This window comes from Paraburkholderia sp. RL17-373-BIF-A (genome assembly GCF_046030175.1).
Lineage (GTDB): Bacteria > Pseudomonadota > Gammaproteobacteria > Burkholderiales > Burkholderiaceae > Paraburkholderia.
The window spans coordinates 91,731-114,547 of sequence record NZ_JARESO010000017.1 but is presented as its reverse complement, the minus strand read 5'-3'; the positions used below and the strand labels follow the sequence as shown (position 1 = coordinate 114,547).

Below are 22,817 nucleotides of genomic sequence, written 5' to 3'. Positions count from 1 at the left end.
ACACAAAAAAGCCCCGCAATTGCGGGGCTTTTCATTTGACGAGTGCAAGCTCGTCAAACGGTTTGCTGCGGCACGCTGCGGTATTACAGGCAGCCGCTGATTGCACCTGTGGCGTCGCTGCCCGCAGCGCCATTCGCGCGGAAGCCGACCCACGTACCTTTGCCGGTGTACGACGGGCGTACGACAGCGGCTGCGCCATTAGGCGGCTGCTGACCCGGAACATAGACATCCATGGCTTGATCGTTAGCCAGCGTGTCTTGCGACACGACTTGTTGTTGCGAGCTGTCTGCCCACTTCTGCGCGATACAGGTAGCGACAGCCTTCGGCGGTTGCTGGCTTTGACCAACGGACTGAACGCCAGCGGGTGGTTGAGCGGCGCAGGCAGAAATTGCCACGGTCAAAGCGATTAACGGTAAATATTTCACGTTATCTCCTCAAAAGTCGCTCAAAATCGAGCCGGTTACGCGGGATTACGAAAGTGTCAGAGAGAACTTACCGATCCGCGTTCCCGCAGTTCTGGAAACAAGTTGTTAGCAGGCTTTTTCAGTGCGGCGAACTTGTGCGAAGGAGTGGCTTGACTGCGGGCCACACGTTGTTGAGTAGCACTGGCTGTGCCTGCTGGGTCGGATGAATCTGATCGGCCTGGAACATGTCCGGTTTGTCGGCAATGCCGGCGAGCAGAAACGGCACGAGCGGCACACGCAATTGCCTGGACAGTTCGCCGTACAAGCCGTGGAACTTTTGCGTGTAGTCCGGGCCGTAGTTAGGCGGCACATACATGCCCACCAGTACGACCTTCGCGTGACCTTGCTGAGCCTGCTCGATGATCGTGCGCAGGTTGTCTTCGGTGGTGGAGAGCGGCACGCCGCGCAATGCGTCATTGGCGCCGAGTTCGACGATCACGATGCTCGGCTTCAGGCGCTGCATGAGCGCGGGCAAGCGGGCTCGTCCGCCGCTCGTGGTGTCGCCGCTGATGCTCGCATTGGCGACGCTATAATCGATTCGCTCGTCGGTGAGGCGCTGGCGCATCAAGGCGACCCAGCCCGTGTCGCGGGGCAGGCCGTATTCGGCGGAGATGCTGTCGCCGAGCACGACGATCACCGGCTTGGCCGGTTCGGGCGCGTTGGCGGCCCGGGCCGCGAGGCTCACTGAAAACAGGGTAGCGGCCACGGCAACGCCGCATGCCGTTGTCAGCGCCGTGGCGCGAGACGTCATGGCACGCACTTTCAACCTACGCTTCACCATGCTAAACAAAACTGATCCAGTCATTGAAGTGCGGGGTTTGTGCAAGAAGGTTAAGGATGCAACGGGCGAACTGACGATTCTCGACGACATCGATCTTGCTATCGATGCCGGCAGCAGTGTGGCAATCGTCGGTGCATCCGGGTCGGGCAAGTCTACGCTGCTCGGCTTGCTCGCAGGATTGGACAGCGCGAGCTCGGGCTCGGTTCGGTTGCTCGGCCGCGAACTCGGTGAACTGAACGAAGACGAGCGCGCCGCATTGCGCAGCGGCTCCGTCGGCTTCGTGTTCCAGTCGTTTCAATTGATGCCTCATTTGACGGCGCTCGAAAACGTCACCTTGCCGCTGGAACTGCAAGGCGGCATTGGCACCCGCGAAGCCGCAACGCGTGCGCGCGGCTTGCTGGAGCAGGTGGGTCTCGGCAAGCGCACCAGTCATTATCCGAAGCTGCTGTCGGGCGGCGAGCAGCAACGTGTGGCGCTCGCGCGCGCGTTCGTCACACACCCGGCGATCCTCTTCGCCGATGAGCCGACCGGCAGTCTCGATGCCGCCACCGGTCACGCGGTGATCGATCTGATGTTCGAGATGAACCGCGCGAACGGCGCTACGTTGATTCTCGTCACGCACGACATCGAACTGGCGCGCCGCTGCGATACCACGGTGACGATCGAGGCAGGACGTCTCGCCTGAGCGGGCGTCGATACAAAGCAAAAGCGGGCCGCAAGGGCCCGCTTTTTTCATTCCGGCTCACTTCGTCAGCAGGCGAATTCGCCAACCACCTCAGCATAAAACTTCAGCGGCACGGCGACGTACCGCGCCGCTCACCATTACTTCTTCAACGCCGCGCGCGCCCGCGCGATCAATGCAGACGTCGACGAGTCGTGCTTCTTCTCATCGACGCTCGACGCCGTCAGGTCGGCCTCGACCACCTTGCCGAGAATCTTGCCCAACTCCACGCCCCACTGATCGAAGGAATTGATGTTCCACACCGACCCCTGCACCAGCACCTTGTGCTCGTACAGCGCGATCAATGCGCCGAGCGAACGTGCGGTGAGCGCGTCGACCAACAGCGTGCTGGTCGGACGGTTGCCCGGAAATACCAGATGCGGTGCGAGTTCAGGCTTGTCCGCACCGGCCACTTTCTTCGCTTCTTCGAGCGTGCGGCCGAGCATCAGCGCTTCACTTTGCGCGAAGCAATTGGCGAGCAGCTTTGGATGATGGCTGACGAGCGGATGCTCCGGCGTCAACACAGCGATGAAGTCGATCGGCACGATCGTCGGACCCTGATGCAGCATCTGGAAGAAAGCGTGCTGACCGTTCGTGCCCGGTTCGCCCCACGTCACTGCGGCGGTCGGGTAGTCGACCATCGCGCCGTCCAGACGCGCGGACTTGCCGTTGCTTTCCATCTCGAGCTGTTGCAGATACGAGGGCAGGAAATGCAGTGCTTCGGAATACGGCGCAACCAGGTAGCTTTGCGAGCCGAAGAAGTTGCGATACCAGATGCCGATCATGCCGAGCAGAACCGGCAGATTTTTTTCGAGCGGTGCGTCGCGGAAATGTTGGTCCATCTCGTTGGCGCCGGCGAGCAGTTCGTCGAACTGCTTCGGTCCGATCGCAATCATGATCGACAGACCGACCGCCGACCACAGCGAATAGCGGCCGCCGACCCAGTCCCACATCTCGAACACGTTCTCTTTCGCGATGCCGAACTTGACCACTTCCGCAGGATTGGCCGACACGCCGACGAAGTGCTTCGCCAGCGCGCTTTCCGGGCAGCCTTTCTCGATGAACCAGTCGCGCAGCGAGCGCGCGTTGGTCATGGTTTCGAGCGTGGTGAAGGTCTTGGAGACGATGATCGCGAGCGTCTCTTCGGGATCGATCTGCTGCATCACGTTGTACAGATCGGCGCCGTCGACGTTCGACACGAAGTGCGTGGTGATCTCCGGCGTGGCCAGATGATGCAGCGCGTGCACGACCATCTTCGGCCCAAGATCCGAGCCACCGATGCCGATGTTCACGACATAGCGGATCCGCTTGCCGGTATAGCCTTTCCACTCGCCGCTGCGCACCTGGTCGGCGAATGCGGCCATCTTGGCGCGCTCGGCCTGCACCTGAGCGTAGAACGGCGCTTTCGGATCGGTGGCGCGCAGGGCGGTGTGCAGCACGGCGCGGCCTTCCGTCGGGTTGACGATTTCACCCGCGAACATGGCGTCGCGGCGTTTCTCGACGCCGGCTTCGCGCGCGAGTTGCACGAGCAGTTTCAGCGTCTCTTCGGTGATGCGGTTCTTCGAGAAATCGGCCGCGAGACCGCCGCCCGCGAACGCAAAGCGCTCAGCACGGGTGGGGGAGGGATCGTTCTCGGGGGCGAACCAGTCGCGCATATGTGCATCGCGAATCTTTTCGTAATGCGTTTGCAGCGAGGACCAGGAGGGGAGCGAGTTCTGGGTCATAGCGTCCGTCTAACCAAGTGGCACGAAGAAAGGCGCGCGCGTGAAGCGCTGCCGAGGATGATGCAACGATGCTGTTAGAGCGATGCCGCGCGGCCGGGTTCGCCATGGGTGGCGGGGAAAGTTCGCCGTTACCCGTGGTGGCTCCGACGCGCGGCGCAGTCAGTCAGTATAACGGCGTTGCGTGACGGGCGGCAGCGGTTTGGGGCGTCGATCCATAGGTTGGGACGGACAGTTTCAGCACTTCACCTCAGCACTCCGCCGCCGGGTAGAACAAACGGTTCAGCAAGGTTCGCACCATCGGCGCCAGTTCGCCCGCCGTCAGGCCGGCGGGACCGTGGCCTTGCGCGCTCAGCGTGTCGGCGGCGAGACCGTGCAGATAGACGCCCGCGAGCGCCGCTTCGTAACGCGGCAGATGCTGCGCGAGCAGCGCGCCGATGATGCCGCCGAGCACGTCGCCGGTGCCGCCCGTCGCGAGCGCGGCGTTGCCGGTCGGATTGATCGCGAGGCGGCCGTCCGGCGCCGCGATGACGGTGCCGGTGCCTTTGAGCACCACCACGGCGGCATAGCGCGCGGCGAGCGAGCGCGCCGCAGTGAGGCGGTCGCGCTGCACGCCCGGCGCGTCGGTGCCGAGCAAACGCGCGGCTTCGAGCGGGTGCGGCGTGAGGATGCACGGATCGCCTTGCACGCCGCGCGCGGTGACGTCGGCGGCGAGCGCGGAGTCCTTCGAGATCAGGTTCAGCGCGTCCGCGTCGAACAGCTTGGGCACGTCGAGTTGCAGCACGTCGTGCATCACGCGCGTGGCGCGCTCGCGATGACCCATGCCGCAGCCGACGGCGAGCGCGTCCATCTGGTCGAGCGGCAGATCGTCGATGGCATGCAGCATGAGTTCGGGATGCGGCGGGTCGTAGGGCGGCGCGCCTTCGCCCAGCAACGCGACGTGCACCTTGCCCGCGCCGGTGTACAGCGCCGCGCGCGAGGCGAGGATCGGCGCGCCGCACATGCCGGTTTCGCCGCCGACCACGGCGAGGCTGCCGAAGCTGCCCTTGTTGGTCGCGAAATCGCGCGCGGGCAGGAAGGCGGCGAAGAGCTCGGGCGCGTTCAACTGCACGGCCGTGCGGCCGCTAGTGTCGACGCCGATCGGCGCGACCGTGACCGCGCCGGCAAGATCACGCCCTTGCGCGGTGAAGAGCCCGGGTTTGGCGCCGATGAAGGTGACCGTATGGGTGGCATGGACGGCGGCGCCGTCGCCGTTGCCCACAACCGTGCCGGTGTCGCTGTCGAGGCCGCTCGGCACGTCGAGGGCCAGCACGCCGCCTTTGCGCGGCCGCGTTTTGGCCCGTTGCGAAAGCTGCCGGGCGACGGCCGCGAACACGCCTTCGAGCGGACGCGTGAGGCCGATGCCGAACATGCCGTCCACCAGCCACCGGTAGCCGTCCAGCGACGCGGGCGGCGTGCTGCTGATCGCGACGCCGGCCGCGCGGGCCGTGTCGAGAGCCCAGCGCGCGTCTTCCGGCTTGACCTCGACCGGCATGCACAGTTCGACGGCGATGCCGGCTTGGTGCAGTTCTGTCGCGAGAATCAGCGCGTCGCCGCCGTTGTTGCCCGGTCCGGCGATGAGCCACACCTTCTGCCTGGATTTCTCGATCGAGGTATCGCGGGTGATCTGCTCGCGCAGGAAGCTCGCGGCGGATTTCCCGGCGCGCGACATCAGCGTGTGTTTCGGCAGGGCGGCCGCCGCCTGGGATTCGGCGATCCGCAGGTCGGTGAGCGTCAGGAGCGGCAGCGCCCGATTGAGGGGGCTGATGAGCGTCGGCGGCGTGTTGTCAACTTCTGTCATAGCGAGGCTTGGCGGTTCGCCCGGCGGCAGGCGAAAAAGCTTGGGGAATCGCTATGGTAGTGCCGATGGGCGCCCGGCGGGCGCCTCTTGCGGCCCGCTCGCGCGCGGGCCGGCGATTTACCTGAACCGATCCGGACGTAGGGCGGCCAGCGTGTCCGCGGGGACGTCCGGCGTGCCGCCCGAAATCAGCTCGGCAACCAGTTTGCCCGACCCGCAGGCGAGACCCCAGCCGGCGGGGCCGTGACCCACATTGACGAAAAGCCGCGGATGCAGTGCGTTGCCGATCACCGGCAAGCCGTCCGGCGACAGCAGTTTGACACCTTCCCAAGGCAAGGCCACCGAGATTCGCGCGGCGCCTGGAATCCAGTCGTGCGTGGCCTGGCCGAGCAGGGCGAGGGCTTCTTTCGTCACCGCTTCGCCCAATGGCTTGTCGATCTGGCCGGCGCTTTGCAAGACCGCGCCGCCCGCGATCCGCAGCCGATGGTTCATGCGGCTGATCGCGATCCGCTTCACCGCGTCGACGATCGCGACGTGCGGCGCGCATTCCTCATGCGCGATCGGTGCAACCAGCGTGTGCAGGCGCAGCGGATGCAATGGCAGCCGCAAGCCGAGTCGTTCGAGCAGCGGCAGGCTGCCGTGGCCGGCCGCCACGACCACCGCGTCGGCGTGGATCACATCCACTTCGCGCGAACGGGAGGTCGCACCCGGCTGCGGCGCCAGTTCCACCGAGGCGCGCTGGCCTTCCAGGCGGATCGACGAAACTTCGCAGCCCAGCATGAATTGCACGCCGCCTTGCGTATCCAGCGTCTGCTTGATCAGCTTGGTGAACAGCGGCGCATTGGCCGTGCGCTCCTGGTCGAACAGCACGCCGCCCGCGAATTCCGGCTCGGTGCGCACGGAGTGCTCGAACGCGGCGCATTGTTCGGGTGTGAACTCGTGGTGCGGCACTTCGAAAAGCTGGAGCAGGTCGCGCCCGGGCCGCATCTGCTGCCACTCCTGTTCGGAGCGCACCAGATAGAGCACGCCGCTGGTCTGTTCGAACTCGAGGCCGAAGCGCGCCTCCATGTCCGCCATGGTTTCGCGCGACAGCTCGATCAGCGGTCGCAGCAGTCCGTATTGATGGCCGAACGCGTCGGGTTCCTGCAACTCGGCGAGCTGCTTGACGAACTGGCGCGCCGATCCGTTGAAGCCGGTCTTGTTGACGACGCCGTTTTTGGCGTTTTGACGGCTCGCCATGAAAGTCGGGCCGAACCAGACGTCGAGCGGGGTCGGCAGGACGGTGCCGCCGTGTCCATACGTTGCGCCCTGCGCGACGGTGGCGTGGCGCTCGACGACGCATACCCGATGGCCGGCCGCGCGCAGTTGATAAGCGGTGGCGACGCCCACAATCCCGCCGCCGATGACGATGACATCCATGTTCTGATTCGAGTTGCCGACGGGACGCCGAAGCGGCGCATTCCCGTTGAGCGTGACATGCGGCGCGCTGCCCGGCCTGCTCAGGCCGCTCGCGCCGATCTGGTGAAAGGGCGAATGATAGCAGTCAAACCGCTGGCGCGGCCACGCGGGTGCAACGCCGGAGCGCCGCCGCCGTGTGTGCCGCGGGCGAGCCCGAGTCCGGCCGAAACGTGGCCGGGATCCGCACCGAAGCGCCGCGGAACCATCTCGAAACCCGCCCGACGCCGCACCGCCAAGCCCGCTGGAAGCCTCTTCCCGGGGTATAATCTCGGACTTCCTTTCCGCCTCACGTCGCCTTCACGCGCGACTCATCGGCATCATTGAGCGACGCAACGTCAAGTCCATGGCCCACTTCTCGTGTTTCCCCGGCGCTTCGGCCCTTTCCGATTTCCGTCAAACCCGCCTGCTCGAAACGCTTACGCGCATCGATCCGAACATCACCGGTGTGCGCGGGCAATATCTGCACTTCGTCAACGCCCAGACACCGCTCTCCGCTGAAGACAACGCGAAGATCGAAGCGCTGATGCACTACGGCGATCCGCTCGAAGAAACCAAAGAGCGCGGCACGGCCGAGACCTTCCTCGTGGTGCCGCGTTTCGGCACGGTGTCGCCATGGGCCAGCAAGGCAACGGATATCGCGCATCTGTGTGGCCTCACGCAGGTGCGCCGCATCGAGCGCGGCGTCGAGTACACGGTCACGCTGAAAAGCGGCCTGCTGGGCGGCAAGAAGGCGCTCACCGACGAAGCTCGCGCGGCCGTCGCGGCGGCCCTGCACGACCGTATGACGGAAAGCGTGTCACCGTCGCGCGACCACGCGCTGCATCTGTTCGACGAACTGCCGGCCAAGCCGCTGCAAACCGTCGACGTATTGAACAACGGCCGCGGCGCGCTGGAAACGGCGAACACGGAACTGGGCCTCGCGCTCGCCGACGACGAAATCGACTACCTGGTCGACGCCTTCACGAAACTCGGCCGCAACCCGACCGACGTCGAACTGATGATGTTCGCGCAGGCCAACAGCGAACATTGCCGTCACAAGATTTTCAACGCGGACTGGACCATCGACGGCGAGAAACAGGACATCTCGCTCTTCAACATGATCCGCAATACCGAGAAGCTAAATCCGCAAGGCACGATCGTCGCGTATTCGGACAACTCGGCGATCATGGCGGGCGGCATGGCCGAGCGCTGGTTCCCGCGCACGCCGGCCGATCTGGGCGCGAGTGAGCTGCCGGAGCACTACCGCCGCAGCAACGAACTCACGCACACCTTGATGAAGGTGGAAACGCACAACCACCCGACCGCGATCTCGCCGTTCCCGGGCGCCGCGACCGGCGCGGGCGGCGAAATTCGCGACGAAGGCGCGACCGGCCGTGGCGCGCGTCCCAAGGCGGGGCTGGCGGGCTTCACGGTGTCGAACCTGGAACTGCCGGACGGCGTCGAGACATGGGAAAACGCGCGCGACGCCGCGCAGCCTCTCGCGCACCGCAATCCGGACGACAAGCACGAAGCGTACGGCCGGCCCGACCGGATCGCCTCGCCGCTGCAGATCATGATCGACGGCCCGCTCGGCGGCGCCGCGTTCAACAACGAATTCGGCCGGCCCAACCTGGGCGGTTATTTCCGTGCGTACGAGCAGAACGTCGCGGGACTGGTGCGCGGTTATCACAAGCCGATCATGATCGCCGGCGGTATCGGCAATATCTCGGACCAACATACGCATAAGCACGATCTGCCGGAAGGGTCGCTCTTGATCCAGATCGGCGGTCCGGGCATGCGCATCGGCATGGGCGGCGGCGCCGCGAGCTCGATGGCGACCGGCACCAACACCGCTGAACTCGACTTCGATTCGGTTCAGCGCGGCAACCCGGAAATCGAACGCCGTGCGCAGGAAGTGATCAATGCGTGCTGGCAACTCGGCGAGAAGAACCCGATTCTGAGCATCCATGACGTCGGCGCGGGCGGTCTCTCGAACGCCTTCCCGGAAGTGGTCGACGGCGCCGGTAAGGGCGCGCGCTTCGATCTGCGCAAGATTCAACTGGAAGAGAGCGGTCTGTCGCCGCGCGAAATCTGGTCGAACGAAGCGCAAGAACGCTACGTGCTGGCCATCGCGCCGGCCGATCTGCCGGCGTTCGCCGCCATGTGCGAGCGCGAGCGCTGCCCGTTCGCGGTGATCGGCACGGCCACGGCCGAGCGTCAACTCAAGCTGATCGACTCCGAACTGAACGACGACACCGCGCATGAGCCGGTCGACATGCCGATGGAAGTGCTGCTCGGCAAGGCGCCGCGCATGCACCGCGACGTCAAGCGCGTCGAGCAGAAGCTCGAACCGGTGGATGTCACCGGCCTCGCGCTGTCGGATGTGGCGGTCAGCGTGCTGCGTCATCCCACAGTGGCGAGCAAGTCGTTCCTGATCACGATCGGCGACCGCTCGGTGGGCGGCACGACCGCGCGTGACCAGATGGTCGGCCCGTGGCAAGTGCCGGTGGCCGACGTCGCGATCACCACCATGGACTATGCGGGCTTTACCGGCGAAGCCATGACAATGGCCGAGCGCACGCCGCTTGCCGTGATCGACGCGCCGGCTTCGGGCCGCATGGCGGTGGGCGAGGCGGTCACGAATATCGCGGCTGCGCCGATCGCGTCGCTCGACAAGCTCAAGCTGTCGGCCAACTGGATGGCCGCGTGCGGCGCAGCGGGCGAAGACGCCGCGCTCTACGACACGGTCAAGGCGATCGGCATGGAGTTGTGCCCAGCACTCGGCATCAGCATTCCGGTCGGCAAGGATTCGCTGTCCATGCGCACCAAGTGGGAAGACCGCGGCGTCGCGAAGGAAGTGGTCGCGCCGGTCTCGCTGATCATCTCGGCGTTCGCGCCGGTCGAAGACGTGCGCCGCCATCTCACGCCGCAACTGCGCCGCGCCAGCGACGTGGGCGAGTCCGTGCTGATCGCGATCGACCTTGGCCGCGGCAAGCATCGCCTGGGCGGCAGTATTCTCGCGCAGGTCACGCAGCAGGTCGGCGACACGGTGCCGGACGTGGACGATCCGGAAGACCTCAAGCGTTTCTTCGCCGCGATCCAGGCGCTGAACCAGGACGGCAAACTGCTCGCTTACCACGACCGTTCCGACGGCGGCCTGTGGGCGACGGTGTGCGAAATGGCGTTCGCGGGGCACGTGGGTGTGTCGTTGAACGTCGACATGCTGGTGCTCGATCCCACCCATGAATCCGATTACGGCGACGCCAAAGATTGGGCGAAGCAGACCAGCGGCCGCCGTGAAGACCGCACGATTCGCGCGCTCTTCAACGAAGAACTCGGCGCCGTCGTTCAGGTGCGTGCGTCCGAGCGCGACGCGGTGCTGGCTGCATTGCGCGAACATGGCTTGTCGGCATGCGCGCATGTGATCGGCAAGCTCAACGAGCGCGACACGATCGAAATCTATCGCGACGCCAAGAAGATTTATGAAGCGCCGCGCACCGAATTGCATCGTACGTGGAGCGAAGTGAGCTGGCGTATCGCGCGTCTGCGCGACAACCCCGCTTGCGCCGACGCCGAATACGACGCGCTCTCCGACGCGGCCGATCCGGGCATCACGCCGGTGCTGAGCTTCGATCCGGCTGAAGACGTCGCCGCGCCGTTCATTGGCAAGAGCGCGCGTCCGCGCGTCGCGATCCTGCGCGAGCAGGGCGTGAATTCGCACCTCGAAACGGCCTATGCATTCGACCGCGCCGGCTTCGACGCGCACGACGTACACATGAGCGATCTGCTGGCCGGCCGCGCGAATCTCGCGGATTTCGCCGGCGCGGTGGCGTGCGGCGGCTTCTCGTACGGCGACACGCTGGGCGCCGGTGAAGGCTGGGCGAAGGCGATCCGCTTCAACGCGCAACTGGCCGATATGTTCGCCGCGTTCTTCGGCCGCGAAGACACGTTTGCACTCGGCATCTGCAACGGCTGCCAGATGATGAGCAGCCTCGCCTCGATGATTCCGGGCGCCGAAGCCTGGCCGAAGTTCACGCGCAACAAGTCGGAGAAATTCGAAGCGCGCTTCTCGCTGGTCGAAGTGCAGGCTTCGCCGTCGATCTTCTTCAACGGTATGGAAGGCTCGCGCATTCCAGTGGCGATCGCGCACGGCGAAGGCTATGCGGACTTCTCGCAGCAAGGCGATGCGTCGAAGGTCGCGGTGGCAATGCGTTATGTCGATCACCGCGGTCAGGCGACCGAGCAGTATCCGTTCAACCCGAACGGTTCGCCGAACGGCATCACGTCGGTAACGACTCCGGACGGTCGCTTCACGGTGCTGATGCCACATACGGAGCGTGTGCATCGCGCTGTGCAGATGAGCTGGCATCCGGAAGGCTGGGGCGAGGGCGCCACGGACGCAAGCCCGTGGATGCGCGTGTTCCAGAACGCGCGCCGCTGGTTGGGCTGATGATGTAAGACAGGCTGCCGTGTAGTTCGCACGGCAGCCTGCTGGCCCGACGGCTGTGTAGTCCGTCTGGCGCCGGCAAGGCGGGCGGCACGTGCGCCGGCCGTCGCAGCAGTGAGCGGATTGTCGACGCCTTGGTCCGTATCCGAGCTGGTACGGGAAGAGCGATACACTCCAAATTATTGTGTTTCGTATCCGTTCGGGTACGAAGCAGGCGTATAAGCCTCCAAAACATCATTTGGTACCCGACCGGGTACGAAATCAGGCCTGCCCCTTCGCCCCGTGGCATAATGTTCCCGAGCGGGTACGAACATACAGGGGCGGAAAGTGGTGCAATCCGAGACTTTCATTGGCGATATGACGGCCTTAGGCGATCTTGTGCGGGCATCACGGCTCGCACAAGGGCTGACGCGCGACGACGTCGCCACCGCGACCGGCCTGTCTCCCAAGTTCATCACGCATATCGAGGCAGGTAAGCCGACAGCGCAGATCGGCAAGGTGCTGCACCTGCTCGCCGAACTGGGTATCACGCTGCGCGCCCAGGTTTCCGTAGACATCCCCGCAGACGTCTCGACCAAGGCGTCCCATCGCCGACGGAATCCTCATGGCCGCTAGAACGCTCGTCGCCTATGCGAATGGCCAACGAGTGGGCGTCGTGAGCGATGACAGCGGCGTCTGGTCATTTACCTACGACGAGGATTGGCTGAGTCGTGAAGACGCGTTTGCGCTTTCACCCGCTTTCCCACTGGAAGCCCGGCCTTTCGTCGACGGCTCGAGCCAGCGGCCGGTGCAATGGTTCTTCGACAACCTTTTGCCGGAAGAGGAAATGCGCAGTGCGCTCGCTCGTGAGGCCAGGGTCGATGCGAGCGATGCGTGGGGTCTGCTTGCCTATTACGGCCGGGAGTCGGCTGGCGCCTTGACGCTGCTTGCCGAGGGCGAACAGGAGGCACCGAGCGGTCTGCAACCGTTGACGTACGCGAACCTGGAGGCACGCATTCAGGCGATGCCGCAGCATGCGCTCACCGCCACGGCGCCCAAACGCATGTCCGCGGCGGGCGCCCAACAGAAGCTGCTGCTGACCTTGCGCGGCGACGCGCCAGATTACGCGCTCTTTGAACCCGTGGGCAGTGAACCGTCCATGCATCTGCTCAAGCCCGACATGCGAAGCACGGGCTATCCGCATTCGGCGATCAACGAATTTTTCTGCATGCAACTCGCGCATGCGATGGGTGTGCGCGTACCGCCTACGCATTTTATGCGCGTGCCTTCGGCCTGCTACGTGATCGATCGCTTCGACCGTGACACGAGCAGCGAGCCGGCGCGGCGGCTGCATACCGTCGACGCCATGCAACTGTTGAACTACGACCGCAGCTTCAAATATCAGAACGCCACGGCGCAGGTGCTCAGGGACGCCATCGAGAAAACGAGCACGCGGGCAGTGGCGCGTCTCGATGTATTCCGATGGGCGATCTTCAATGTGCTCATCGGCAACGCCGACTCACATCTGAAAAACCTCTCGTTCTTCGTCACCCCGCGCGGCTACATGCTGGCTCCGTTTTACGACCTGCTCAGCACGGTCGTCTACCATACGCCGACCTACCAGCCGCAGCAGCGGGATCGTTGGCCACACTGTGACCTCACTATGCCTGTCGGAGACGCCACGCAGTTCGCGCAGATTTCCAGGAAGAACATGCTCGCATTCGGCGAAGCGCTTCGTCTCGCGCCGAAAGGCTCGGAAAAATTGCTGGATGACATGCTGGCCACGCTCGACGCCCGCGTGGCGGACACCCGGCGCAGCGTTGACAAGATCGCGCAGCCGAATGCCGGTGAGGTCCGGCTGCTCGACTCGATTGTCGCGATGCCGCTTGCGGAGATGAGCCGGGCCCTGCGCAAGTGATTGCCGCCGGCCTGACCAGACATGAAAAAGCCCCGTTCAGTCATTGACTGAACGGGGCCATGAACAGAAGCCGGGGCCGCTGGCAAATAAGAACCGAAAAGAACCGAAGTACCCGCTCGAAGCGAGCCGCTCGCTCTTCAGCGGCAAACCTGCTTACTGAATCTTCGCGTTCTTACGCAGACCTTCTTCGAACGCTTGCAGCTTTTCCTGCTGGATCTGCTGCACGATCTGCGGGCGCACTTGCTCCAGCGGCGGCGGCGTGACGTCGCGCACGTCGTCGACACGGATGATGTGCCAGCCGAATTGCGTATGCACCGGCGTGTCGGTCATCTGGCCTTTCTGCAGATGCGTGGCCGCGTCCGCGAATTCAGGCACGTAGGCCTTCGGGTCCGACCAGTCCAGATCGCCGCCGTTCTTGCCCGATCCCGGGTCCTTCGAGAATTGCTTGGCCAGATCCTCGAAGCTTGCGCCGGCCTTGATCTTCGCGATCAGGTCCTTCGCCTGCTGTTCGTTATCCACGAGGATGTGGTGCAGGTGATATTCCTTGCCGCCCGCGTCCTTGATCAGCGCGTTGTAACGCGCGGTGACTTCGGCGTCGCTCGGCGTGTTGTTCTTCACGAAGTCTTCGATCAGCGCGCGCAGCACGACGGTTTGCTGTGCCACGGCGATTTGCGCCTTGATGTCCGGACGATTCGGCAGGCCGCGGCGCAGCGCTTCCTGCATCAGGATCTCGCGGTTCACCAGTTCTTCGCGCACGGCCGTTTGCAGTTGCGGCGTATTTTGCTGGCCTTGATGAACCAGTTGGTCGATCAGCGCGTCGGCGCGTGCTTTGGGAATCGGCGTGCCGTTCACGACGGCGATGTTCTGTGCGAATGCAGGTGCGGCTGCAAATGCAGCCAGCAATACCCAGAGGCGGGTTTTCTTCAAGGTCATCGAAAATTTTCCTAGCGGGGCAACAAAGCGAATTCTTCGGGCGTATACGCCGTGATGGCAAGGGCGTGAATGCCGCGCTGCATGGCATCGGCCAGCGCATCATACACCATGCGATGCCGCGCCACGCGGGCCTTGCCGGCGAATGCGGCCGCCACGATCGTGACACTGAAATGACCGCCGGCGGAGGCGCCGGCGTGACCGGCGTGCTGCGCGCTGTCGTCGGTGATCTGGATCGACGTGACCGGCGCCAGCGCGGCGGCGAGGCGTGCCTCGATCAACGCGGCGCGCTCGGCGGTGGTGGCGTGCATGAATACATCGCTCGTCATGTCATTCTTCCTTCATATACTTCGACAACCACAAACTCTGCCCGACGATGAACACCACCAGGCACCCGGTGGCGCCGAACAGCTTGAAATTGACCCACTGGTCGGTCGTGTAGTTGTAGGCGACGAACAGATTGACCAGCCCGAGCAGCACGAAAAACACCGCCCACACGACATTCAGCTTGCCCCAGATCGCGTGCGGCAGCGTGATCTGCTTGCCCATCATCGCTTCGATCAGGTTCTTGTTGAAGGCCAGTTGCGAGACGATCAGCGCGACCGAAAACGCCCAGTAGAGCACGGTCGGCTTCCATTTGATGAACGTGTCGTTGTGCAGCACGAGCGTGGCGCCGCCGAACACGGTGACGACGCCGAGGCTCACCCACAGCATCGGATCGACCTTGCGGTGGCGGAAGGCCACCCACGCGATCTGCATCAGCGTGGCGACGATCGCCACTGCCGTCGCCGTGAAAATGCCCCAAATCTTGAAGGCGACGAAGAACAGGATGATCGGGAACAGATCGAACAGGAATTTCATTATCTGGTCGGGGAATCGGAAAGTGAGCGGAAAGCGAGTCGAAGAATAAGGGTGCGGTGCGAAGCGTCGGGGCAGCCGGTTCGCAAACTGGATGAAGGGTGTCGCGGCCGGCGCGCGCCTGAATGGTCGCAGACGCCGGCCGGCAACGCGCCGGACTCCGCGCTGCGTTACTTGGGCTCGAATTGTAACGCAGCTGAATTGATGCAGTACCGCAGGCCGGTCGGCGCGGGTCCGTCTTCGAACACGTGGCCCAGATGCGCGCCGCAGTTCTTGCACTCCACCTCGATACGCAGCATGCCGTGCGAACGGTCGGTCTTCTCGGTGATCACTTCGCCGTCGATCGGCTTGAAGTAGCTCGGCCAGCCGCAACCGGCGTCGAACTTGGTGTCCGATTCGAACAGCGGCGTGCCGCAACAGACGCAGTCATAGATGCCGCGGTCCCAGTGATCGTGATAGCGGCCGGTGAACGGGCGCTCGGTGGCCGCGTGGCGCGTCACCTGATATTCGATGTCGGAGAGCTGCTTGCGCCACTCGGCGTCGTCTTTCTGCACGGCGGGGGCGTCGGTCTTGAGTTCGTCGGGTTTGTTCATGGTCGGAGTTCCTGTCTCGGGCTTGTTTTGAGGGGACGCATGATGATCATGCAGATTCGGCTCATCACGCGCGATCACACGGCGTTCAGCACGTCACGACGAGCAGCTCACTTCCAGCGAACTCGCCCAGTCCGGCGGCAGCCCCGCATATGCTTCGTGCTCGGGCTGTTCGTCGAACGGACGGCGCAGCACGGCCGCCAGTCGTTCCACTTCGGAAAAATCCTTCTCTTTCGCGTGACGGATTGCCGTCTCCGCCAGATGATTGCGAAGTACGAATTTGGGGTTCACACGGTTCATTGCAATGGCGCGCTCGGCGTCGTCGCGTGTTTCTTCGGACAGCCGCGCGCGGTAGTCGTTCGCCCAGGCGTCGAACGCGGCACGGTCGAGAAACAGGTCGCGCACCGGCGCGTCGCCGCTCGCGTCGTGCTTCGACATGCGCGCCAGGTTGCGGAAAGTCAGCGTGAAATCCGCACGACTGGCATGCATCACTTCGAACAGACGATTCACGAGCGAAGCGTCACCGTCACGTTCGGTTTCGAGGCCGAGCTTGGCGCGCATGCGCCGCTCCAGCGCCGGGGCGAAACGATCCTTGAAGCCGCCGAGCACGCGCTGCGCGTCTTCGATCGCCTTGTCGCCGCGCACGCTTTCCTCATGCTTTTCGCCCAGCAGCGGCAACAGCCCCTGCGCGAGGCAGAAGAGATTCCAGTAAGCGATCTGCGGCTGCATCTTGTACGCGTAACGGCCTTGCGAATCGGAGTGATTGCAGATGTAGCCGGCGTCGAAGCCGTCCATGAAACCGAACGGACCGTAGTCGATGGTGAGGCCGAGTATCGACATGTTGTCGGTGTTCATCACGCCGTGGCAAAAGCCGACCGCCTGCCACTCGACCATCAGGTCAGCGGTCGACATGACCGCTTCGTCGAGCAGCGCGAGATACGGATCGTCGGCTTCGCGGCAATGCGGATAGAAACGCTCGATCACGTGATCGGCGAGCGCGCGCAGCGCGTCGGTGCGATCGTTCGAATAGAAGTGCTCGAAGTGGCCGAAACGCACGAAGCTCGGCGCCACGCGCGTGACCACCGCCGCCGTTTCGATCGTCTCGCGCCGCACCGGCTGATCGGAGCCGATCACGCACAGCGCGCGCGTGGTCGGAATGCCGAGGTGATGCATCGCCTCCGAACACAGATACTCGCGGATCGACGAACGCAACACCGCGCGGCCATCGCCCATACGCGAATAGGGCGTGCGCCCCGCGCCTTTGAGCTGCAACTCGAAGCGCTGGCCGTCGTGTTCGACTTCGCCGAGGCCGAGCGCGCGGCCGTCGCCGAGCTGGCCGGCCCACACGCCGAACTGATGCCCGGAATACACCGACGCATAAGGCAGCGTCTCGGCCGGCCACTCGCGCGTGACGTTGCCGGAGAACAGTTCCGCAAAGCCCGGATCCTTCTCGAGGCCCGGCTCTAGACCGAGCAGCGCGGCGGTTTCGGCGGAGAACCCGACGAGGTACGGCGCGCTGAGCGGCGCCGCGGGCAGACGCGTCAGAAACACGCTGCCGAGCCGTGCGAACGCGCTCTCGTGCAACGTGGTGAGCGCGTCGGAAAGGGCCGTCAAAGGCCCGGATAACCCTGCAATGCTTGGGGAAAACGACATGTTGAGCGCCTCTGGATTAACCGATATTGTAAGTCCGCGCCCGCGGAGCTGCTGGCCGGCCGTACGTCTGTCACGTACCGATCCTGTCCAGATCGTTTGCCGGCTTCGCGCTTTTCGCCGATGGCGCGACGAGGCGCGCCCCCCGAGCTGCAAAACCAATTGAAACGATCAAGCCGAGGAGACCACTCTTTATGACGACGCCGCTGCTTGGCCAGATGATGGACGTGCCGCTTACTGTGCCTTCGTTGCTCGCACACGCCGCGCGGCATTTCGGCAGCACCGAAATCGTGTCGCGGCGTATCGAAGGCGACCTGCATCGCTATACCTATCGTGATTGCGAAAAGCGCGCGAAGCAGCTCGCGCAGGCTTTGATCGCGCTTGGCGTCGAACCCGGCGAACGGGTCGCGACGCTTGCATGGAACGGCTACCGCCATCTGGAAGCGTATTACGGCACGACCGGTTTCGGCGCCGTTTGCCACACGATCAACCCGCGTCTCTTTCCCGATCAGATCGCTTACATCATCAATCACGCCGACGACGCCTACGTGCTGTTCGACACCACGTTCGCGCCACTCGTCGATGTCCTCGCGCCGCAATGCCCGAAAGTGCGCGGCTGGATCGCGCTCGCCGACGAAGCGCATCGGCCCGCCATGCAGACGCCGGCGCTCAGCTACGAAACGCTCGTCACCGCGCAGGACGGCAACTTCGAATGGCCGCCGCTCGACGAGCGGCAAGCCTCGTACCTGTGCTACACGTCGGGCACCACCGGCAATCCGAAGGGCGCGCTGTATTCGCATCGCTCGACGGTGCTGCATGCGTTCGGCGCGTCGCTGCCTGACGCGATGAGTCTTTCCGCGCGCGATTGCGTGCTGCCCGTCGTACCCATGTTTCATGTGAACGCGTGGGGCATTCCGCACGCCGCGCCGCTGACCGGGGCGAAGCTCGTGTTCCCCGGCAAGGACCTCGACGGCAAGTCGCTGTATGAATTGATGGAAAGCGAACGCGTTACCTATTCGGCCGGCGTGCCGACCGTGTGGCTCGGGCTGCTCAACTATCTGCGCGAGGCGAAGGTGCGGTTCTCGTCGCTCAATCGCACGGTGATCGGCGGCTCGGCCTGTCCGCCGGCCATGCTGCGCACATTCGAGGACGACTACGGCGTGCAGGTGATCCATGCGTGGGGCATGACCGAAATGTCGCCGCTCGGCACGTTGTCCAAACTGACGTGGGAACAGAGCCAGCGTCCGCTGGAAGATCAGCGCAAATTGCTCGAGAAGCAGGGGCACGTGCTCTATGGCGTCGACATGAAAATCGTCGGCGAAGACGGGCGTGAACTGCCGTGGGACGGCGTGGCATTCGGCGATCTGCACGTGCGCGGACCGTGGGTGATCAACCAGTATTTTCGCAAGGACGACTCGCCGCTCGTGGACGGCTGGTTTCCCACCGGCGACGTCGCCACCATCGACCGCGACAGCTTTCTGCACATCACGGACCGCTCAAAAGACGTGATCAAGTCAGGCGGCGAATGGATCAGTTCGATCGACGTCGAGAACGTGGCAATCGCGCATCCGGCCGTGGCCGAAGCGGCGTGCATTGCCTGCGCGCATCCGAAATGGACCGAGCGGCCGCTGCTGGTGGTCGTCAAGCGGCCCGGCTTCGAAGTCACGCGCGAAGAACTGATCGCCTTCTACGACGGCAAGGTCGCCAAATGGTGGATTCCCGACGACGTGGCCTTCGTCGACGAACTGCCGCACACGGCGACCGGCAAGCTGCAGAAACTCAAGCTGCGCGACTTTTTCCGCGACCATGTCCTGCCGTCCGCGCTCGAAGACGAAAAGGATTGTCCTCTGACGCCGCTTGCCAGGGGAAACCCCGCCTAGAAATAAAACGAACGAGAATTGAACGAGCGTGCTTTTTTGTGTATTCTGCCTGCTGACCTCGGGAAAATCAGACAATGGGTCGGATCGCTGATCCGGCTCGATGAACCGGAAGGGCGGCGCGCCCACGCGTCGCCGTATTGCATGGATCGCATGGAGGCAGGCAGATGGCAGTGGACTACACAACTCATGACGGCGTGGCCGTCATCACGCTGAACAATCCTCCCGTGAACGGCCTCGGCCTGTCGACGCGAGCGGGTATCGTCGAGGGGATCGAGCGCGCGCAGAACGATCCGGCCATCAAGGCCATCGTGCTGACGGGCGCGGGCAAGGCCTTCTCGGGCGGCGCCGACATCACCGAATTCAATACGCCGAAAGCGACCCAGGAGCCGACGCTCGCCACGGTCATCAAGATCGTGGAAGGCAGCGCGAAGCCGGTGATCGCCGCGATTCACAGCGTCGCGATGGGCGGCGGTCTGGAGTTGGCGCTCGGCGCGCATTACCGCGTGGCCGCGCCCGGCGCGCAAATCGCGCTGCCGGAAGTGAAGCTCGGCATTCTGCCGGGCGCGGGCGGCACACAGCGTCTGCCGCGCGCCATCGGTCTCGACGCGGCGCTCAATATGATCGTCTCCGGCGCGCCCGTCATGTCGGAGAAGCTTGCTGACTCCGGTCTGTTCGATGAACTCGCGCAAGGCGATCTGGCCGAAGCAGCGCTGGCGTTCGCGCGCAAGGTCGGCGCGAAAGAAGGCCCGCATCCGAAAGTGCGCGACCGCAAGATCGAGCATCCGAACGCCGCCGGGTTCATTCAGTTCGCGCGCAATACCGTCGCGGCCGTCGCGAAGAATTTCCCCGCGCCGCAGAAATGTATCGACGCGGTGGAAGCGGGCGTGCAGAACGGCTTCGACAAGGGCCTCGCATTCGAACGCGAATGCTTCATGGCGCTCGTGCAGACGCCGGAAAGCCATGCGCTGCGTCACGCGTTCTTCGGCGAACGCGCGGCGAGCAAGATTCCCGATGTGCCGTCGGACACGCCGGTGCGCGACATCAGCCAGGTGGCCGTGATCGGCGCGGGCACGATGGGCGGCGGCATCGCGATGAACTTCATCAACGCGGGCATTCCGGTCACGCTGCTGGAAACTAAGCAGGACGCGCTCGACCGCGGCCTCGCCACGATCCGCAAGAACTACGAAGCGACCGTCAAGAAGGGCAAGCTCAAGCCCGAGGCGCTCGAACAGCGCATGGCGCTGCTCTCGCCGACGCTTTCCTACGATGACCTGAAAAACGCCGACCTGATCGTCGAAGCGGTGTTCGAAGAACTCGGCGTGAAAGAGCAGGTGTTCAAGCGTCTGGACGAAGTGGCAAAGAAAGGCGCGATCCTCGCCTCGAACACGTCGACACTCGACGTCGACAAGATCGCCGCATTCACGAAGCGTCCGCAGGACGTGGTCGGCCTGCACTTCTTCAGCCCGGCCAACGTGATGAAGCTGCTCGAAGTAGTGCGCGGCAAGGAGACGGCGAAAGACGTGCTCGCCACCGTCATGAAGCTCGCCAAGAAGATCAGGAAGACCGCGGTGGTCTCGGGTGTGTGCGACGGTTTCATCGGCAATCGCATGATCGAGCAGTACATCCGCCAGGCGCTCTTCATGCTCGAAGAAGGCGCGCTGCCCGCGCAGGTCGATCGCGCGATCGAGAAGTTCGGCTTCGCGATGGGTCCGTTCCGCATGAGCGACCTGGCCGGCAACGACATCGGCTGGGCGATCCGCAAGCGCCGCTATCAGGAACATCCTGACATGCACTACTCGAAGATCGCCGACCGTCTGTGCGAGACCGGGCGCTTCGGCCAGAAGACCGGCGGCGGCTGGTACGACTACAAGGCGGGCGACCGCACCGCGTATCCGTCGAAAGTGGTCGATGACATGATCGTCGCGTTCTCGAAGGAAACCAATAGCGAGCGCCGCAAGATCTCCGACGAGGAAATCGTCGAGCGACTCGTATTCGCGCTCGTGAACGAAGGCGCGAAGATTCTCGAAGAAGGCATTGCGTCGAAGGCGTCGGATATCGACATGGTCTATCTGACCGGCTACGGCTTTCCGCTCTATCGCGGCGGCCCGATGCTGTACGCGGATGCGGTCGGCCTCTACAACGTCGAGCGCGCGATTCGCCGCTATGCGGCGCGGCCGAACGGCGACGCCTGGGAACTGGCGCCGAGCATCGCGGAGCTGGCGGCGAAGGGCCGCGGGTTCAACGGCTGAGCTGGCGCTCTAGTGAACTGACTGAGGTGGCGCCGCGCGACGATTCGCCGGCGCGCCACCATCGATATCTGGAAGTAGGAGATATGCATGACTGATGCCGTAATCGTATCGACCGCCCGTACGGGTCTCGCCAAATCATGGCGTGGTGGTTTCAACATGACGCACGGCGCGACGCTCGGCGGTCACGTGACGCAGGCCGCCGTCGAGCGCGCGAAGCTCGACCCGGCGCGCGTCGAAGACGTGATCATGGGCTGCGCCAATCCGGAAGGCGCGACGGGCATGAACATCGCGCGGCAGATCGTGCTGCGCGCCGGTTTGCCGGTCAGCGTGCCGGGCATGACGGTGAACCGTTTCTGTTCATCGGGATTGCAAACTATTGCGCTGGCCGCGCAACGCGTGATCGCCGGAGAAGGCGACGTGTATGTGGCAGGCGGCGTCGAATCGATCTCGTGCGTGCAGAACGAGATGAACCACCACATGCTGACCGAAGGCTGGCTCAGCCTGAACAAGCCGGAAATCTACTGGTCGATGCTGCAGACCGCGGAGAACGTCGCGAAACGCTATTCGATTTCGAAGGAACGTCAGGACGAATACGGCGTGCGTTCGCAACAGCGCGCCGCGGCCGCGCTCGAAGCCGGCAAGTTCAAGGACGAGATCGTGCCGTTGACGGTGCTCGCCGGTGTCGCGGACAAAGCTACCGGGCGTCTCTTCACGAAGGAAGTGACCGTTAGCGGCGACGAAGGCATTCGCGCCGACACCACGCTCGAAGGCGTGTCGAAGATTCGCACCGCGCTGCCGGGCGGGGTCGTCACCGCGGGCAATGCGAGCCAGTTCTCGGATGGCGCGTCGGCTTGCGTGGTGATGAACGCGAAGGTGGCGGAGCGCGAAGGCCTGCAGCCGCTCGGCATTTTCCGCGGCTTCGCGGTGGCCGGTTGCGAGCCGGACGAGATGGGCATCGGGCCGGTGTTCGCGGTGCCCAAACTGCTCAAGCAGGCGGGTCTGAAGGTCGAGGACATCGACCTGTGGGAGCTGAACGAAGCGTTCGCGGTGCAGGTGCTCTATTGCGCCGATAAGCTCGGCATTCCGCAGGACCGTCTGAACGTGAACGGCGGCGCGATCGCGGTCGGCCATCCGTATGGCGTGTCGGGCGCGCGGCTGACCGGCCATGCGTTGATCGAAGGCAAGCGGCGCGGCGCGAAGCTGGTCGTCGTGACCATGTGTATCGGCGGCGGGCAGGGTGCGGCGGGGTTGTTCGAAGTGGTTTGACCGGCAGGAGCGGTAGCGGACAGCGGGTGCCATGTGGTTCAGCGCGAGAGCGGCGAAACCGCAGCACCCGTTTATATTCGTGCATGGTG

At 64.2% G+C, this 22,817-nt stretch carries 17 protein-coding genes; 7 read left to right on the top strand and 10 right to left on the bottom strand.

Annotated features, from left to right (window positions below; all coding sequences use genetic code 11):
* Positions 1–83 precede the first annotated feature (83 nt).
* Both P0D80_RS21880 and P0D80_RS21875 read right to left on the bottom strand, forming a co-directional pair.
* Positions 84–425, bottom strand: coding sequence for a hypothetical protein (locus P0D80_RS21880; protein WP_132374693.1), 342 nt, complete (start codon positions 423–425; stop codon positions 84–86).
* Between the two features lie 118 nt (positions 426–543).
* The gene (locus P0D80_RS21875; RefSeq protein ID WP_207915635.1) at positions 544–1,215 is read right to left on the bottom strand and encodes an arylesterase; all 672 of its coding nucleotides are present in this window, start codon (positions 1,213–1,215) and stop codon (positions 544–546) included.
* 28 nt (positions 1,216–1,243) lie between these two features.
* On the opposite strand from P0D80_RS21875, the gene P0D80_RS21870 reads away from it, so the two are divergent.
* A complete protein-coding gene (locus P0D80_RS21870; RefSeq protein ID WP_106307454.1) occupies positions 1,244–1,930 on the top strand; it encodes an ABC transporter ATP-binding protein in 687 nt (228 codons plus the stop codon).
* Between the two features lie 137 nt (positions 1,931–2,067).
* On the opposite strand, the gene pgi is transcribed toward P0D80_RS21870, so the two are convergent.
* The 3 genes from pgi to P0D80_RS21855 form a co-directional block, all read right to left on the bottom strand.
* Positions 2,068–3,690 (bottom strand): glucose-6-phosphate isomerase, encoded by a 1,623-nt coding sequence (gene pgi, locus P0D80_RS21865; RefSeq protein WP_408286672.1) that lies wholly within the window; start codon positions 3,688–3,690, stop codon positions 2,068–2,070.
* Between the two features lie 247 nt (positions 3,691–3,937).
* Positions 3,938–5,527: an NAD(P)H-hydrate dehydratase gene (locus tag P0D80_RS21860; protein WP_408286671.1), complete on the bottom strand. Its 1,590-nt coding sequence runs from the start codon at positions 5,525–5,527 to the stop codon at positions 3,938–3,940.
* 117 nt (positions 5,528–5,644) lie between these two features.
* Positions 5,645–6,943 carry an FAD-dependent oxidoreductase gene (locus P0D80_RS21855; protein WP_408175469.1) on the bottom strand — a complete coding sequence of 433 codons (1,299 nt, stop codon included), beginning with the start codon at positions 6,941–6,943 and terminating at the stop codon, positions 5,645–5,647.
* 382 nt (positions 6,944–7,325) lie between these two features.
* On the opposite strand from P0D80_RS21855, the gene purL reads away from it, so the two are divergent.
* The 3 genes from purL to P0D80_RS21840 all read left to right on the top strand — a co-directional run bounded on the left by purL (position 7,326) and on the right by P0D80_RS21840 (position 13,305).
* Positions 7,326–11,411 (top strand): phosphoribosylformylglycinamidine synthase, encoded by a 4,086-nt coding sequence (purL, locus tag P0D80_RS21850; RefSeq protein WP_408286668.1) that lies wholly within the window; start codon positions 7,326–7,328, stop codon positions 11,409–11,411.
* Between the two features lie 354 nt (positions 11,412–11,765).
* Positions 11,766–12,023, top strand: coding sequence for a helix-turn-helix domain-containing protein (locus P0D80_RS21845; protein ID WP_408175791.1), 258 nt, complete (start codon positions 11,766–11,768; stop codon positions 12,021–12,023).
* Positions 12,013–13,305 carry a HipA domain-containing protein gene (locus P0D80_RS21840; RefSeq protein ID WP_408286666.1) on the top strand — a complete coding sequence of 431 codons (1,293 nt, stop codon included), beginning with the start codon at positions 12,013–12,015 and terminating at the stop codon, positions 13,303–13,305. The genes P0D80_RS21845 and P0D80_RS21840 overlap by 11 nt, the downstream gene beginning before the upstream one ends.
* 153 nt (positions 13,306–13,458) lie before the next feature.
* Here P0D80_RS21840 and P0D80_RS21835 read toward each other — a convergent pair whose 3' ends face one another.
* The 5 genes from P0D80_RS21835 to P0D80_RS21815 all read right to left on the bottom strand — a co-directional run bounded on the left by P0D80_RS21835 (position 13,459) and on the right by P0D80_RS21815 (position 17,336).
* Positions 13,459–14,238 (bottom strand): peptidylprolyl isomerase, encoded by a 780-nt coding sequence (locus tag P0D80_RS21835; RefSeq protein WP_408206452.1) that lies wholly within the window; start codon positions 14,236–14,238, stop codon positions 13,459–13,461.
* Positions 14,239–14,249: 11 nt separating this feature from the next.
* Positions 14,250–14,564, bottom strand: a complete 315-nt coding sequence (locus P0D80_RS21830; RefSeq protein ID WP_408175464.1) for a BolA family protein — start codon at positions 14,562–14,564, stop codon at positions 14,250–14,252.
* A gap of 1 nt (position 14,565) precedes the next feature.
* Complete coding sequence (locus P0D80_RS21825) at positions 14,566–15,096, bottom strand: septation protein A (RefSeq protein WP_408175463.1); 531 nt, start codon at positions 15,094–15,096, stop codon at positions 14,566–14,568.
* Positions 15,097–15,263: 167 nt separating this feature from the next.
* Positions 15,264–15,686, bottom strand: a complete 423-nt coding sequence (msrB, locus tag P0D80_RS21820) for a peptide-methionine (R)-S-oxide reductase MsrB (RefSeq protein WP_132374684.1) — start codon at positions 15,684–15,686, stop codon at positions 15,264–15,266.
* A gap of 93 nt (positions 15,687–15,779) precedes the next feature.
* On the bottom strand, positions 15,780–17,336 hold the full coding sequence (locus P0D80_RS21815; protein ID WP_408175462.1) for a protein adenylyltransferase SelO: 1,557 nt from the start codon (positions 17,334–17,336) through the stop codon (positions 15,780–15,782).
* Positions 17,337–17,527: 191 nt separating this feature from the next.
* On the opposite strand from P0D80_RS21815, the gene P0D80_RS21810 reads away from it, so the two are divergent.
* From P0D80_RS21810 to P0D80_RS21800, 3 genes are all read left to right on the top strand, one after another.
* The gene (locus P0D80_RS21810) at positions 17,528–19,213 is read left to right on the top strand and encodes a 3-(methylthio)propionyl-CoA ligase (protein WP_408175460.1); all 1,686 of its coding nucleotides are present in this window, start codon (positions 17,528–17,530) and stop codon (positions 19,211–19,213) included.
* A gap of 164 nt (positions 19,214–19,377) precedes the next feature.
* Entirely contained in the window at positions 19,378–21,462 is a 2,085-nt protein-coding gene (locus tag P0D80_RS21805; protein WP_408286663.1) for a 3-hydroxyacyl-CoA dehydrogenase NAD-binding domain-containing protein, read from the top strand.
* A gap of 87 nt (positions 21,463–21,549) precedes the next feature.
* Positions 21,550–22,728 carry an acetyl-CoA C-acyltransferase gene (locus tag P0D80_RS21800; RefSeq protein WP_408286662.1) on the top strand — a complete coding sequence of 393 codons (1,179 nt, stop codon included), beginning with the start codon at positions 21,550–21,552 and terminating at the stop codon, positions 22,726–22,728.
* Positions 22,729–22,817: the final 89 nt, after the last annotated feature.